At 54.2% G+C, this 10,800-nt stretch carries 20 protein-coding genes; all 20 read right to left on the bottom strand.

What is annotated here, in order from left to right:
* Window position 1: 1 nt before the first annotated feature.
* Complete coding sequence (locus WC359_12455) at window positions 2-553, bottom strand: hypothetical protein (GenBank protein MFA5401250.1); 552 nt, start codon at window positions 551-553, stop codon at window positions 2-4.
* Window positions 546-1,394 carry a ThiF family adenylyltransferase gene (locus tag WC359_12460; GenBank protein ID MFA5401251.1) on the bottom strand — a complete coding sequence of 283 codons (849 nt, stop codon included), beginning with the start codon at window positions 1,392-1,394 and terminating at the stop codon, window positions 546-548. Before WC359_12460 ends, WC359_12455 begins: the two co-directional genes overlap by 8 nt.
* A gap of 9 nt (window positions 1,395-1,403) precedes the next feature.
* Entirely contained in the window at window positions 1,404-2,117 is a 714-nt protein-coding gene (locus tag WC359_12465) for a hypothetical protein (GenBank protein MFA5401252.1), read from the bottom strand.
* Entirely contained in the window at window positions 2,074-3,084 is a 1,011-nt protein-coding gene (locus WC359_12470; protein MFA5401253.1) for a hypothetical protein, read from the bottom strand. The genes WC359_12465 and WC359_12470 overlap by 44 nt, the downstream gene beginning before the upstream one ends.
* Window positions 3,085-3,086: 2 nt before the next feature.
* On the bottom strand, window positions 3,087-3,326 hold the full coding sequence (locus WC359_12475) for a hypothetical protein (GenBank protein ID MFA5401254.1): 240 nt from the start codon (window positions 3,324-3,326) through the stop codon (window positions 3,087-3,089).
* Between the two features lie 4 nt (window positions 3,327-3,330).
* Complete coding sequence (locus WC359_12480) at window positions 3,331-3,516, bottom strand: PRTRC system protein C (GenBank protein ID MFA5401255.1); 186 nt, start codon at window positions 3,514-3,516, stop codon at window positions 3,331-3,333.
* Window positions 3,517-3,551: 35 nt separating this feature from the next.
* The gene (locus WC359_12485; GenBank protein MFA5401256.1) at window positions 3,552-3,863 is read right to left on the bottom strand and encodes a hypothetical protein; all 312 of its coding nucleotides are present in this window, start codon (window positions 3,861-3,863) and stop codon (window positions 3,552-3,554) included.
* Window positions 3,864-3,876: 13 nt separating this feature from the next.
* Entirely contained in the window at window positions 3,877-4,047 is a 171-nt protein-coding gene (locus tag WC359_12490) for a hypothetical protein (GenBank protein MFA5401257.1), read from the bottom strand.
* Window positions 4,013-4,372 (bottom strand): hypothetical protein, encoded by a 360-nt coding sequence (locus WC359_12495; GenBank protein ID MFA5401258.1) that lies wholly within the window; start codon window positions 4,370-4,372, stop codon window positions 4,013-4,015. The genes WC359_12490 and WC359_12495 overlap by 35 nt, the downstream gene beginning before the upstream one ends.
* A complete protein-coding gene (locus WC359_12500; GenBank protein MFA5401259.1) occupies window positions 4,350-5,429 on the bottom strand; it encodes a hypothetical protein in 1,080 nt (359 codons plus the stop codon). Before WC359_12500 ends, WC359_12495 begins: the two co-directional genes overlap by 23 nt.
* 131 nt (window positions 5,430-5,560) lie before the next feature.
* Window positions 5,561-5,755 carry a hypothetical protein gene (locus WC359_12505; protein MFA5401260.1) on the bottom strand — a complete coding sequence of 65 codons (195 nt, stop codon included), beginning with the start codon at window positions 5,753-5,755 and terminating at the stop codon, window positions 5,561-5,563.
* 1 nt (window position 5,756) lies between these two features.
* The gene (locus tag WC359_12510; protein ID MFA5401261.1) at window positions 5,757-6,209 is read right to left on the bottom strand and encodes a hypothetical protein; all 453 of its coding nucleotides are present in this window, start codon (window positions 6,207-6,209) and stop codon (window positions 5,757-5,759) included.
* A gap of 197 nt (window positions 6,210-6,406) precedes the next feature.
* On the bottom strand, window positions 6,407-6,691 hold the full coding sequence (locus WC359_12515) for a hypothetical protein (GenBank protein MFA5401262.1): 285 nt from the start codon (window positions 6,689-6,691) through the stop codon (window positions 6,407-6,409).
* A 70-nt stretch (window positions 6,692-6,761) separates the two neighbouring features.
* Window positions 6,762-6,974, bottom strand: coding sequence for a hypothetical protein (locus tag WC359_12520; protein MFA5401263.1), 213 nt, complete (start codon window positions 6,972-6,974; stop codon window positions 6,762-6,764).
* 464 nt (window positions 6,975-7,438) lie between these two features.
* Complete coding sequence (locus WC359_12525; protein ID MFA5401264.1) at window positions 7,439-7,606, bottom strand: hypothetical protein; 168 nt, start codon at window positions 7,604-7,606, stop codon at window positions 7,439-7,441.
* A 28-nt stretch (window positions 7,607-7,634) separates the two neighbouring features.
* Complete coding sequence (locus tag WC359_12530; protein MFA5401265.1) at window positions 7,635-7,838, bottom strand: hypothetical protein; 204 nt, start codon at window positions 7,836-7,838, stop codon at window positions 7,635-7,637.
* Between the two features lie 69 nt (window positions 7,839-7,907).
* On the bottom strand, window positions 7,908-8,066 hold the full coding sequence (locus WC359_12535; GenBank protein ID MFA5401266.1) for a hypothetical protein: 159 nt from the start codon (window positions 8,064-8,066) through the stop codon (window positions 7,908-7,910).
* Window positions 8,067-8,212: 146 nt separating this feature from the next.
* A complete protein-coding gene (locus WC359_12540; GenBank protein ID MFA5401267.1) occupies window positions 8,213-8,386 on the bottom strand; it encodes a hypothetical protein in 174 nt (57 codons plus the stop codon).
* Between the two features lie 734 nt (window positions 8,387-9,120).
* Window positions 9,121-9,621 carry a hypothetical protein gene (locus tag WC359_12545; GenBank protein MFA5401268.1) on the bottom strand — a complete coding sequence of 167 codons (501 nt, stop codon included), beginning with the start codon at window positions 9,619-9,621 and terminating at the stop codon, window positions 9,121-9,123.
* 396 nt (window positions 9,622-10,017) lie between these two features.
* Entirely contained in the window at window positions 10,018-10,644 is a 627-nt protein-coding gene (locus WC359_12550; protein ID MFA5401269.1) for a hypothetical protein, read from the bottom strand.
* Window positions 10,645-10,800 lie beyond the last annotated feature (156 nt).

The following is a 10,800-nucleotide window of genomic DNA, read 5'->3' on the forward strand; positions in this document are numbered from 1 at the left end:
ATTAACCTCCAAATATATCCCACTTCTCCAGCGGGTAATAGTAGCCGTAGACTGACAGCCGGAATTTTATTTCCGGCAAAAGGGTGTCCAGCCGGCCCACGACCATGGAGATGACGAAGCCCTGCTCGTCTTTGCTATCCGTCATCGAGTGGTAGCCGGGTATCGCTCCATGGGAGTGGATATCCATCACAGTATTCTCTAAGGCGGTATATTCCACGTGGGCGGCCTCTCGCTGCTGGGAAGGCATGCGCAGCCGGTACTGCCCTTCCCAGGTGACCGCGAAGTAGGTTTCCCGCTCGCTGCTAACATACATCGTATTTACGGCAAGGTCGTAGAAGGGCCTGGGGATAAGCCCGTGCAGCAGCTCCACCTTTCTCTCGAGGGGCGCCAGGCCCCGGACCTCGGCCGGGGCGATGCGGATCTGCGCGGCCAGGTGCTTATTGGATGCTCGAATGAATAATCCATTGCTGGCCATGATATAATCGTATCCCAGACCGGGATCCCCGCGGAGGCCTCCGCGGGCGTTCACCAGGTAGCCGGCGATGTTAATCACCTTCATTCTCCGGCTGGCTGAACGCCCGACCATGGTCGCAGCGTTCTTCTGTCAGGAACTTTTCTTTCATCGACAGCATCTTGGCCACGGCATGCGGCGTGGCAGCGACCGTGTTGAGAGTGCCGGCATCAAGGTCTATATACGCCTGCATCCAGGATAGCCTCCGCGTCAGAAAGCGGTGGGTGAACTCGACCACTAGCATGGCCATGGCCTGGTTGATTACCGGGCTCTGCTCTTCGTCCCTCACCGCTTCAGCGCAGTCCCTTCTTACCGGCTCAACCGTAGGCAAAAGCAGTGCCGGCTGCTGCAAGGACGGCAGCGGCAGATGGCTTACGTTATTGTAGAAGCTCTCGAACGATTTATGGAGCCCCTCCAAGGTACCGGTGTCCCCGATGAAGACCTGGCCGGAATGGTGTCCGTTGCCGGCATCGAGCCACCAGCTGTACGTGGGCATCTTGCGGGCGATTTCTATCCTGGCCGCGGCGTTGTCGACGCAGCCGATAATGAATTTCCGCATGGCTTTATGGGTAAAGCCATGTGTGGTGCCATCAAGCATGTCGGCCTCATACGGTAGAACGCTGTACTCCACCGGCCGGCGGTACTGCCGGGCCAGACGGGTAGCCAGCACTTCGGATTTAAACCTGCCTACGTCGCCCTCATAGAAGTTCTGGCGCCGGAGGTTATGCTCCTCTACCCGGTCAGGGTCGATGAGCGTCAGTTTGGAATTAACTCCAAGCCGGCACAGGCCCTCGGCCGCCAGGCTGCCGGTGCCGCCGCAGCCTACCAAAACGATATCGGGCATACCGGTTTGCATTATATCCCTAGGCTCAACAGTGTACATGCAATCTCCTTACCTTATTGCCGCTAATTGATAGATTTGCCCCTGTTCCACCAGGTCATCGAGGGGGTATTCCTTTTTACCGTCCAGTTCTTTCCATAGCGCGACGATATTCTTGGGATGTTTTTTGGAGCGGCCGCTCAGCTCGGCAGTGGCGGAGAAGAAGGAGGAGAGAAAGTGCCGGGGGATCTCCGTCACCCTCTCCGGGTATCGCGTATTACCGCCGCATGACCTCCCATCGGTGAAGATATTACACAGCGGCGCCTTATAAAAGATGTCATCGTTTTTCGTCGGGCGGCCTTTTACAGCAAAGACGTAAGGCGGCAGCCCGGACCGGCACAGGAAAATTAACCCGGGTAAGGGTATGGTGAACCTCCGCGGCTCTTTGTGAACGTCGTATTCCAGCGCTAGCTTATGGGTCGCCGGCGGCTCGTACAGGGCGTACAATGGCCCGCTGCGGGTATTTATCCACCAGAGCGTATTCTCCGGCAGCAGGCCGCTGCCGTAGGTCAGGTCGTTTGCCAGGGCATGGGCAATGTCCATGGCATCGACCACCCGGGTAGTCGTTTTATCATTATCGAAAAAGGTTAAGGTCGTCAACTGGTGGTGAAAGTCCAGGCGCATCCGCAGCGGGTCCGGGGGTACACCCAGCTCCTCCGGCACAGCGATCGCGAACGCCGCCTTAGGCTCTGGCTTCTGCGGGCTCTTCGTCGTAATCTTCCTCATAATCATCCTCCAGTTTTATTTCTAGGTCGCACCAGTTATTTTCTTCGTCGTAGCTATAATCCGGTTTGTAGCCTGCCGGGGTCTTCTGCAACAGAAATTCCAGCATCTCACTGAAGTAGGCCGTGCTGTATTCAACCTGTTCCGCCAGGCGGTCTATCTTGGCGCGGATAGAGTACATCCTTGGCCATTCCTGGGTGAGCCGCTCTACATTATTCATGCTCCATTCGAAGGCAGGCTCGGAGCTGCCCTGTTCGTAATGGCAGCCGGAATAACTGAAGTCCAGCATGGCGCAGCCGGTCTGCCCCGTAGCCCAGTCGGCGAAGCCCCCCAAACCGTCATACTTGGTGCCGTCGGTAAACTTATGCAGGGTTTCGGGATCCCACCCGTCCTTCGGTATCCGCCGGGCTATCTCTTTCCCGATCATCTGCTGGACCTTGCCCAGCAAGGGGACACGGCCGGCATCTTTCTCGCCGTAAAAATCCTCTGACGATAACGACCTCTCGCTGCCCTGGTAGGGATATACTATCAGCGATAGCAGCAGCAGGTAGCCCGGCCGCATATCAATCTCATGGTACGTGTCATAGGACAGCCCCAGGAGGTCTATGGGCATGATATCGGCAAAATATCCTATGTTGTCCGTTTTGTCCGGCAGCGGGTAATATTTCTGTGCGAATAAGTAGCGGAAACGGTAGATGCGCCTGCTCAGGGGCTCACGCAGGATCTCCTTTTCTTTATCAGGCAGGAATTCCCTGATCAAACGTCTGAAATTTTCAAGACTCCCGAATTCGGTCAGCATATTAATGATGACTTTCAAAGCGGGAGGCCCGGCCAGTAGCTTATTTGTCAGCAAGGACAGGGGCCAATACTCCGGCTGGGGATATAGCGCTTTCGCCCTGTCTTGGCCTTGCTCCATGTACTGCAAGGCCACCCGGTTGTTTTCACGTATTATGGAGTCGATGTCCCACAAAGTTAATCCCCCTTATCCTGCTCTTTCAACAGGGAGAGCAACAGGTTGGTTGCGTTCAGGGTATTGGTGCCGTAAGCAGCCGCCTCATCCGCGGCCATTTTGATTTCCAGTTGTCTTTCGGCTAGTACCAGCGCATCGAAGCTGCCGTTTACCACCGGGATAGAGTTGGCCAGCTCGATGATGAGGAGATGCTTCTCGGGCACCTTGCGCAGGATACCGACGATGTCAATATTCTCGGCCATGGTGTTAACCTTTCGTGCCCACCCGCTTCACCAGCTCGTGCACCGTATCCTCGCCGTCCTTGCCCGTCTTGATCTCGGCGGAATACAGCTCCGGGTAAAAGTCGGCCAGGATGCCTTTTACCTCATCTGGCGTCTTGGTAGGGTCCGGATCCGGGATGCGTTTACCGTCGTAGACAAATACTCTGCTCATGTGCGACCTCCTTATTACTTGATATCAGGGGATAATTATCTGCGTAAGAACAGGGGGACAGAGCTGGAACATCCCAGCTTGACGATGGTGGATGCAGTGAAAGGCTGGAAGTTTTTGAACTCGGGGAAAACATGGTCGCCGTCTTGCCAGAACAGCACTTCCTTGATTTTTTTCAGCTCGTCGACGGGGACTCCCTTATCCTTGAACAGCACGAGGACGCAGAGGGCCAACTGCTGGCTCTTGTTCAGGTTGTTGGCCATGCGCCTGGCCTCTGCGTCCAGGCCGGCTTCTTTAAGGTCGGCCATCGTTTGCAGGTGAACGAGATCCCTGGTCTGGCATTGTCCCATTATCTTTCTCATTTTAATTCAGAAAGTAGCCGGGCAATGTACGTCCAGCTATCCCTACTTCCATGTCGAGTGTTGATATAGAGCCGGGCTGATCCGGAAACTGGCCATAGAAACCATCGGTGCAGACCGGCGCATAGTAGAAGTCGAAATCATCCCCGAAGGGGTCTTCTAGGGCTGTTGGCATGACGGGCACCTCCTTCCCTCCTCCCTTTAAGGGCTTTCTCTTCCTGGGTGATCGGCAGTCTCTTCGACATGTCCAGCATGGCCTCTACCCGCTGCCGGGTGGCGCTGATCATGTTCTGCAGCCGCTTGTTGGGCATCCGGTAGATCTGATTGGCCTCGATGATGAGCCCCAGCTGCTTATGGGCTTCCTGCAGCTTGCCCACCAGGGGGTCGGCGACGGGCTCGCCGGCGGCCTCCGCGGCATCCTCCAACAGCTTGGCGCATATCTTAAGCCCGGAGACCGTCGCGGCGCGTCCCCATAGCTTACGCTTTGTCGCTGTTCTCATCAGCCTCCTTCTTCCCCATCCACCCGCAGAACTGGCACCAGTCGCCGTTCACCGGATGGGGCTTGCCGTATTCTCCCGGGCACTTGTCCGGGGTAGGCCGCTCCTCCATGATAGTCCACCAGTTGGAAGACGGCGGGAACTTGGACCTGCCGATCAGTTCCAGCCGCGGCTTGGCATCGGGATAGTATTTCTTGACAGCAAGGTAAGCCCGGTGGTTCTCCGGCACGGCCACTTTCAGGGCATGCGCTATGACAGCATCATTCGCCTGCTTAATTGCGGCCCTTTCCTTGATCCGCCACTCCTCGCTGAATCGCGGATCGTCCAGGAAATGCTTGAGCTTGTAATATGGCACCGGGAATATCATGGTCTTGTCTCTGTCCTCGATAGACTCGTCATGGTAGCAACGGGTCATGTGGCGGTAGAGGTTAATCTCCCACTCTTTCACTCTCGGGCTTTCGTAGGGGATGGGCGTGAACGGTAGGTCGTCCAGGTCCTCGTAGCCGGTGCCGCTCAGCTTGTAATAGGGCGGCCGCGATGGGCTATCCCCCCTGCTGTTATAGATGGGACGGACGAAATAAGTCGGGTGGCCAGGTGGCTCCAGAAAGCAGCCGCAGCCGCGATCCCCCAGATGGAAGCCGTCAGGCAATTTGTAGCCGGGCCAGGTCTGCGGCGGTTTCGGCGGCTCGTACTTCTTGAAGGCGAAGCCGACGTAGCCGTTCTTCTCAGCTTCTTCCTTGATCGACAGCAGGTACTCCTTCAGCTCATTAGGAGTCGGGTCAATCTCAACCTTGCTCTCGATGACGAGCGCCTGTTTATGCTCGGCATATGAGAGCGGCTTGCCCATTTTTTCCTTGCAGATCTCGCAGTGGATCCCGTGCCGCTCCGCGTCTTCGATTGCAGCTTCCCCCAGGATGCCGTTGTGACGGTCTGCGGCGAAGGCGACGAGCTTGCTGCCGATGCAGTAGGGGTGGGGTACGCCTATCGTGTCCACGACCTTGTAGTTGCCGTTGGCGCTCTCCGGGTAGGTACCCTTGAATGTTCCTTCTTTTTTCCTCATGCTTTTATTGTCTCCTTATTCATTAATTTAACCGGTATTTCATACTCCTCGGATCGACCGCATGCCGGGCGCCCCCAGGGGCTCAGCACGCCCGAGCGGTTAGTCTGGCTAGACTATTTAGTCTACGCAGACTATTTTATATCGCAAGTTATGTTCTTGAGACGGAATAGCGCCTCCTTGTTCGGATAGCCCCCATCATCAACGGCCGGGGGAGCGTCGGTACAGGTGGCGTTGTAAATAGCTACCCCATTCTCCCAGCGCCTCCAGATGACATAGCGCTTGCCGGAAGGATGTACGGCCGAGTCCACTTTAGTCCAGATGGGCATCTTATACCTCCTGTTTGCCAATTAGCTCATAAACCAAAGCTACCGCATTATCACCATATAGACGGCGTACGGCTTGCTTCGTGCTTTCGTCTACAGATGGCTTGATAAATTGCTCGTCAAACTTCACTATATTGAAGCCAGTCAGGTCCCAGAAATCGTTTAATTGCCGGCCGAATATGGTGTGGAACAAAGCCCTTTGTTTATACATGGGATGCGAGTAGAGCCAGGCGACCAGGACGTTGACGAGCTGCTGGATCTGCTGCCGGCGGGGATCGGCGAGCCATTCCTGCCGGCGCCGCTCTGCCGCGGCCTCAAGCCAGGCCCGGCGCTCCCGCTCCTCCTGCTGCCGGCGGGCAACGTGCTTGGCATGGGCTATCTTCTCCCGGGCACGCTGCTGCCGGTACCTGCGGTTGATGATGCATACTACTTCGGGTGGCCATCGTTTTGCTTTCATAATGCTCCTTTTGGCATTATCGTTTCCGGAAGCCCCTGGCGAGGGCCTCCTCCTCCGTTAGATGGCTTACACAGTGGGAATTGTGAGGGTCTTCCACTTTCACCTCCCACAGCCTGCATCGATAACCTCGGTAGAAGAAGCAGTCGTCGCAGCCGAAGGTTTTACCTTCCTCTACTTTAACTGGCTGATTCATTACTCTACCTCGCATACCGCGGGTCGAAGCAATTCATCAGCGTGCCCGTTTTCTTGTCGAGGTTAAAGCGGATGCCGGTGACGTCGTGCATGAAGTCGTTATTTTCGGCTTTGAGCAAGCTATCGAGATTCAGGGGTGTGCCGTTCAGGTGTACGGCGGTAATATCCATGACAACACCCGTTTTGTCATCAAAGCGGGGTGCCCCCATCTCCTTCATCAGAGCCATATACCTATCGGCGATGGCCCTTATGAGGGCGTCGTCCTCCCTGGTCAGGTCCCATTTAATCATGTTATCCCCCTTTTTAGTCCTTCCATGCTGCCCACCTCCGGGGAGATGAGCAGGAGCAGGGACTAATCGGTTATTGTTTCAGTACTATATAGAGGATACTGTCGTACGGGATGAAGACGAGCTTGGCCAGGGGGATCGCCCCGCTGGTGCTGTAAGTAAGATCTGTACGGTGTACGTCTTCCAGGAAGATGCCTTTGTCTCTCAACGCCGGGACAGATGGCATGACGAATTTGCCTTCCAGCGTAATACCTTCCTGGAGACGGACTTCAATCTTCTCGCCCATGTGTGGTCCTCCTTTCTAGCAAGCACTCTCCCATTGGAGGAGAGCAATCGCCAAGCTCATTGTTCCAGTAGGGGCAGGAATTGCAGATAGCCTCATCTTCCTCGGTAATCCCAATTATCTGAGGCTCGCAGCCCGTGCATCCTGGGGGCAAGTTATGCCATGTCACAGCTCCCTCCTTTCTCCCGGTTTACCCGGGTTAATTGTGGGCCAGGTGTGTCCACCCGCAAGTGCAGCCGCCTATCAGCTGGCCGCCGCATTTCGGGCAGCGCTCGGCGTCGCACCCGTAATGGTGAGGTTGTCCATGCTTCGCTCCGCAGTCGTGACACCGGCCGTCCGGCTCGCCAAAGTTTTCGGTCGATCGCTGGACATGCTTACCGTAAGAGTCTATGAGGAAGCCGTAGGTACATCCATCGGCGGATGTCATTTCCTGATTACAGCTCTTGCATATTGCCATATTATATTACCTAGCTGGCGTCGTTGATGACGCCGACCTTTCTGTAGAACTGGACGATGTATAATCCAACCGAGTAAATCTCCCACCCGGTCTCCTTCAACTTCTCGGCCCGGTCAAGGCCCTCGGTCGTGCTCGTATCTACCGTCCTGTATTCAAACAGGTCCATCACTTTGGCCATTTTACACTCCTGAGTTTATTTCCGCGGATTATGGTTGTGTCCTTTTTGCGGCCGCGAATACCATCCGGTTTTCACCGATGTGCTTACCGCGTATGTGGTAATCTTCGTCGCGGAAATCCGTTCCCTCTGTGAAGCCGCAGGACTCCGCCAGGTCGACGCTCTCGAACATAGCGGCGATGCGTACCGTCAGAAACCGGGGCGTCTTTACCCGGTCGCCGAGCTTGATTTCCATCTGCTGAACCTCCTCGTATTATTTACCGCAGGGAAGGCGGCACGCACCGCCTCGTATTCATTCATTGTATTATTCCTTCCCTTCCGCTTTATTGATAGCACTCGTCAGATTGTTTATCACCGGCTTGAATCTCTGGTAATCTTCATCGCCGATAAGACTCACCACGGCGGCACGGCAGGCGTAATATAGATCCTGCGCTGCCTCCTGTGTGATAGGGTTAATGGCCATATATCTACCTCCTTTATGTCTTGTTAACATAGACCAGGGCAGGTGACAGGCTCTTACCAGCCACGCAGCGGGGATGATTTCATCCCGAGCTGATGCTGTCGCATGGGCCGGCCGTCGAAGACCTTTAACACCTGCCCTGGTCTATATTAACAGGTACAATACGGTGGGCAGCCGTCCTTGCACCCGCAGCCGAAAATGTAGCCCTGGTCCTGAAGGTACAATGTTACCTCATGGACGAAGGCTCGGTGCTTGGCCAGGGTATCAATATCATCCTTGGAAGCACCGGGGAAGGCTGTGCGTATCGCTTCGTATTCGCTCATAGAACCTCCTCCTTCTACCAGGCGTTTAACCTGGTGGTATTACAGGCATAAAAAGAGGCCGTCCCTTTTTAAGAGACGGCCTAGTCTAACCGGAAAGCGGAACGTATCGGAAAAAGACAAAAAAGCACCCTAGCATTAAAGCTAAGGCGCTTTTTAAATTAGTTTTCTAGCCAGTGGTTTACTGCTTGACGACATAGCAAGTCAATCTCACTTTGGATGTTATCCGGTAAACGCTTACCATATCGCAAGTGTTTCCGCCGCTGGTTTTTTGACGCTCGTTTGAGTGTATCGCCTAGATTGACGTGTAATCCTACATAGGTACTGGATAGGCGTATGAGCGCAAACGGTTTAAGCGTCAATGGCGATAATCCTATTCCGGCCATATGATAGAGAGGTTGTGCTTGAGCGTATATGTCCCTAGATATGGCGCTAAACTCACCACGTAAAGGATATTGACGCTCATTAAGCGTATGAATGAGCTTGCGCTCATATTCCCAGACGTTGCGGATGTCCGCTCTATCGGACGCTTGCCAGTCTAGGATTAGCGGTCTGGTGCGTTGTTCATAGGCCGGACAATAGTATTCACCAGTCATTATATCGACTTGCCATAGCTTTATGTCAAGGTAGTCTGCCAGTATTCTGGATAACAGACTCTTACGCTCTGGTGTAAGCCATTTAGACATAATGTTCCACTTTCCGGTTATCCACTCATGCGGTATGACGGACTATTGTATTTAGGCAGCGACTTTTTCGGTTTCCGGTTGTTCGGGGATTGATTCGATTTGAGCGGCCATTTCAGCCGCTTGACGGGCGGCCATAGCGGTACGCAAATTGCGTTCATCATGTTCATGGACGGGCTTCCCCGCTTTGGTGCAAGCGGCGACTTCTTTGACATAATCTTCTTTGTGAGCCTTGACAACCTCGCCGGTAAACGATTGCAGACTGGCAACCATGTTATCACGCATGAGATTAACCGCATCCGTGATAGGCTTTGCTACTCTGGTAGTCGGTTTCCCCGCTTTGGAAAATTTGACGCTGCCGTCTTTATCGTAAGCCAGTCTAACCGGTGCGCCTAGCGCATCATGCGGGATAGCGCTCTTACCAGTTACGTTGCTGGCAACCAAAAACGGTAGGACAACATCCTGTAGCGACATTCCCCAGACCCTGCGAGTGCTTTTTGCTTGCACCGGACGGGGGTCAAGCAGCGAAACGATGTAATTCGGTACTTCTTTCATTATGTCAATCTTCTTTCCGTCCGTCATACCGCATGAGTGGATAACCTATATAGATGTAGACTTCGCACTTTCGGCCTTATAGAGCCTAATCGCACTGACATTTGTCAGTCATAATCCGTAATGGCCGGACGCTATAACGTCCGGTTTTTGGGATTACATCATTTTGTTAAGGTACTCTGGTGTCCGCTGGCTATCCATTCGGCCATTGGACGATAGTCTTATTAGACTAATCACTGAATTGAGAGATAAGCACAATTTACAACATATATAGATGTATGTCAATAGGTTTTTGAGCGTGGCACAAAAGTCGAGAGGTAAATTGATGTCTGGTAAATTTTAGTCAGTTTTTGTTATTTTAAGTGAGGTTATCGGGTAGAAGCTGGGGATGCGGGCTGTCTAGTCCGGCTGCTGGTGATTACGGGCTTTGTACTCCGTGAGTACCTTCTCGATGCGTTGGCAGGTGGTGCACTCTTCCGGCGCCTTGTCCTGGTCGGCCAGGGTAGAAAATACCCGCTTGCGGAATTGCTGAAACTCGCCGGCCATGACCGGATACTCCTGGTCATACTGACCGCTGGCGATGGCCGCCGGCGCGAGCTTGGGCCGGTTTGTCTGGACCCAGTCTATGATATCCCGGTAGACCGAGTTGGCCGGGTCCTGGGCGATCAGCTCCTCGGCAGCGGCCTCGATCATCAGAGTATGCTTATGGTCAAGACAATCACAGGGCTTGCCGGCGATCTTCAAACCTTCAACCAGGTCGAGTTCCGCCCGGTATAATTCTTTGCCGAGCCGGCGCTTCAGCTCATTGACGGTTTCTTCCTTTGAAGGTAGGAGGAGAGACTGGTTTTTCGCCGGTATTTCAGCCGGGATTGCCGGCGGGCCATAGCTTACCCCGGTGGCCGCGACCGGCCTGGCCGGGGATTTTATTTGCTGAAGGTTGTTGGCATGGCGCTCCATCTCGACGGACCGCTTTTGGGAAAGGCCCTGCACCAGCTTGGCCCGCACCACCTCTGATGCGATGGCCACTCCCTGCCTCAGTAGAAAAGACACCACTGTATTCGTCATATTTCCATAATACCCGTTGACAAGCCCTTAGTCAAGAGGTATGATACTCGCAATCACTCCACCCCGAAAGACTTTAGAGAAAGGCGGCAAGAGACCCCCGAAAGTGCGTAAATTCTA

The sequence above is a fragment of the Dehalococcoidia bacterium genome, assembly GCA_041653995.1.
In the GTDB taxonomy this organism is placed as follows: Bacteria; Chloroflexota; Dehalococcoidia; order GIF9; family UBA5629; genus CAIMUM01.

Coding starts and splice junctions, on each gene's coding strand:
- WC359_12485 (MFA5401256.1), bottom strand. CDS start 3,863: ATGGGACAATGCCAGACCAGGGATCTCGTTCACCTGCAAACGATGGCC.
- WC359_12535 (MFA5401266.1), bottom strand. CDS start 8,066: ATGGCCATTAACCCTATCACACAGGAGGCAGCGCAGGATCTATATTAC.
- WC359_12545 (MFA5401268.1), bottom strand. CDS start 9,621: ATGAAAGAAGTACCGAATTACATCGTTTCGCTGCTTGACCCCCGTCCG.
- WC359_12530 (MFA5401265.1), bottom strand. CDS start 7,838: ATGGAAATCAAGCTCGGCGACCGGGTAAAGACGCCCCGGTTTCTGACG.
- WC359_12540 (MFA5401267.1), bottom strand. CDS start 8,386: ATGAGCGAATACGAAGCGATACGCACAGCCTTCCCCGGTGCTTCCAAG.
- WC359_12460 (MFA5401251.1), bottom strand. CDS start 1,394: ATGTACACTGTTGAGCCTAGGGATATAATGCAAACCGGTATGCCCGAT.
- WC359_12480 (MFA5401255.1), bottom strand. CDS start 3,516: ATGAGCAGAGTATTTGTCTACGACGGTAAACGCATCCCGGATCCGGAC.
- WC359_12465 (MFA5401252.1), bottom strand. CDS start 2,117: ATGAGGAAGATTACGACGAAGAGCCCGCAGAAGCCAGAGCCTAAGGCG.
- WC359_12490 (MFA5401257.1), bottom strand. CDS start 4,047: ATGCCAACAGCCCTAGAAGACCCCTTCGGGGATGATTTCGACTTCTAC.
- WC359_12505 (MFA5401260.1), bottom strand. CDS start 5,755: ATGCCCATCTGGACTAAAGTGGACTCGGCCGTACATCCTTCCGGCAAG.
- WC359_12525 (MFA5401264.1), bottom strand. CDS start 7,606: ATGGCCAAAGTGATGGACCTGTTTGAATACAGGACGGTAGATACGAGC.
- WC359_12520 (MFA5401263.1), bottom strand. CDS start 6,974: ATGGGCGAGAAGATTGAAGTCCGTCTCCAGGAAGGTATTACGCTGGAA.
- WC359_12495 (MFA5401258.1), bottom strand. CDS start 4,372: ATGAGAACAGCGACAAAGCGTAAGCTATGGGGACGCGCCGCGACGGTC.
- WC359_12475 (MFA5401254.1), bottom strand. CDS start 3,326: ATGGCCGAGAATATTGACATCGTCGGTATCCTGCGCAAGGTGCCCGAG.
- WC359_12515 (MFA5401262.1), bottom strand. CDS start 6,691: ATGATTAAATGGGACCTGACCAGGGAGGACGACGCCCTCATAAGGGCC.
- WC359_12500 (MFA5401259.1), bottom strand. CDS start 5,429: ATGAGGAAAAAAGAAGGAACATTCAAGGGTACCTACCCGGAGAGCGCC.
- WC359_12510 (MFA5401261.1), bottom strand. CDS start 6,209: ATGAAAGCAAAACGATGGCCACCCGAAGTAGTATGCATCATCAACCGC.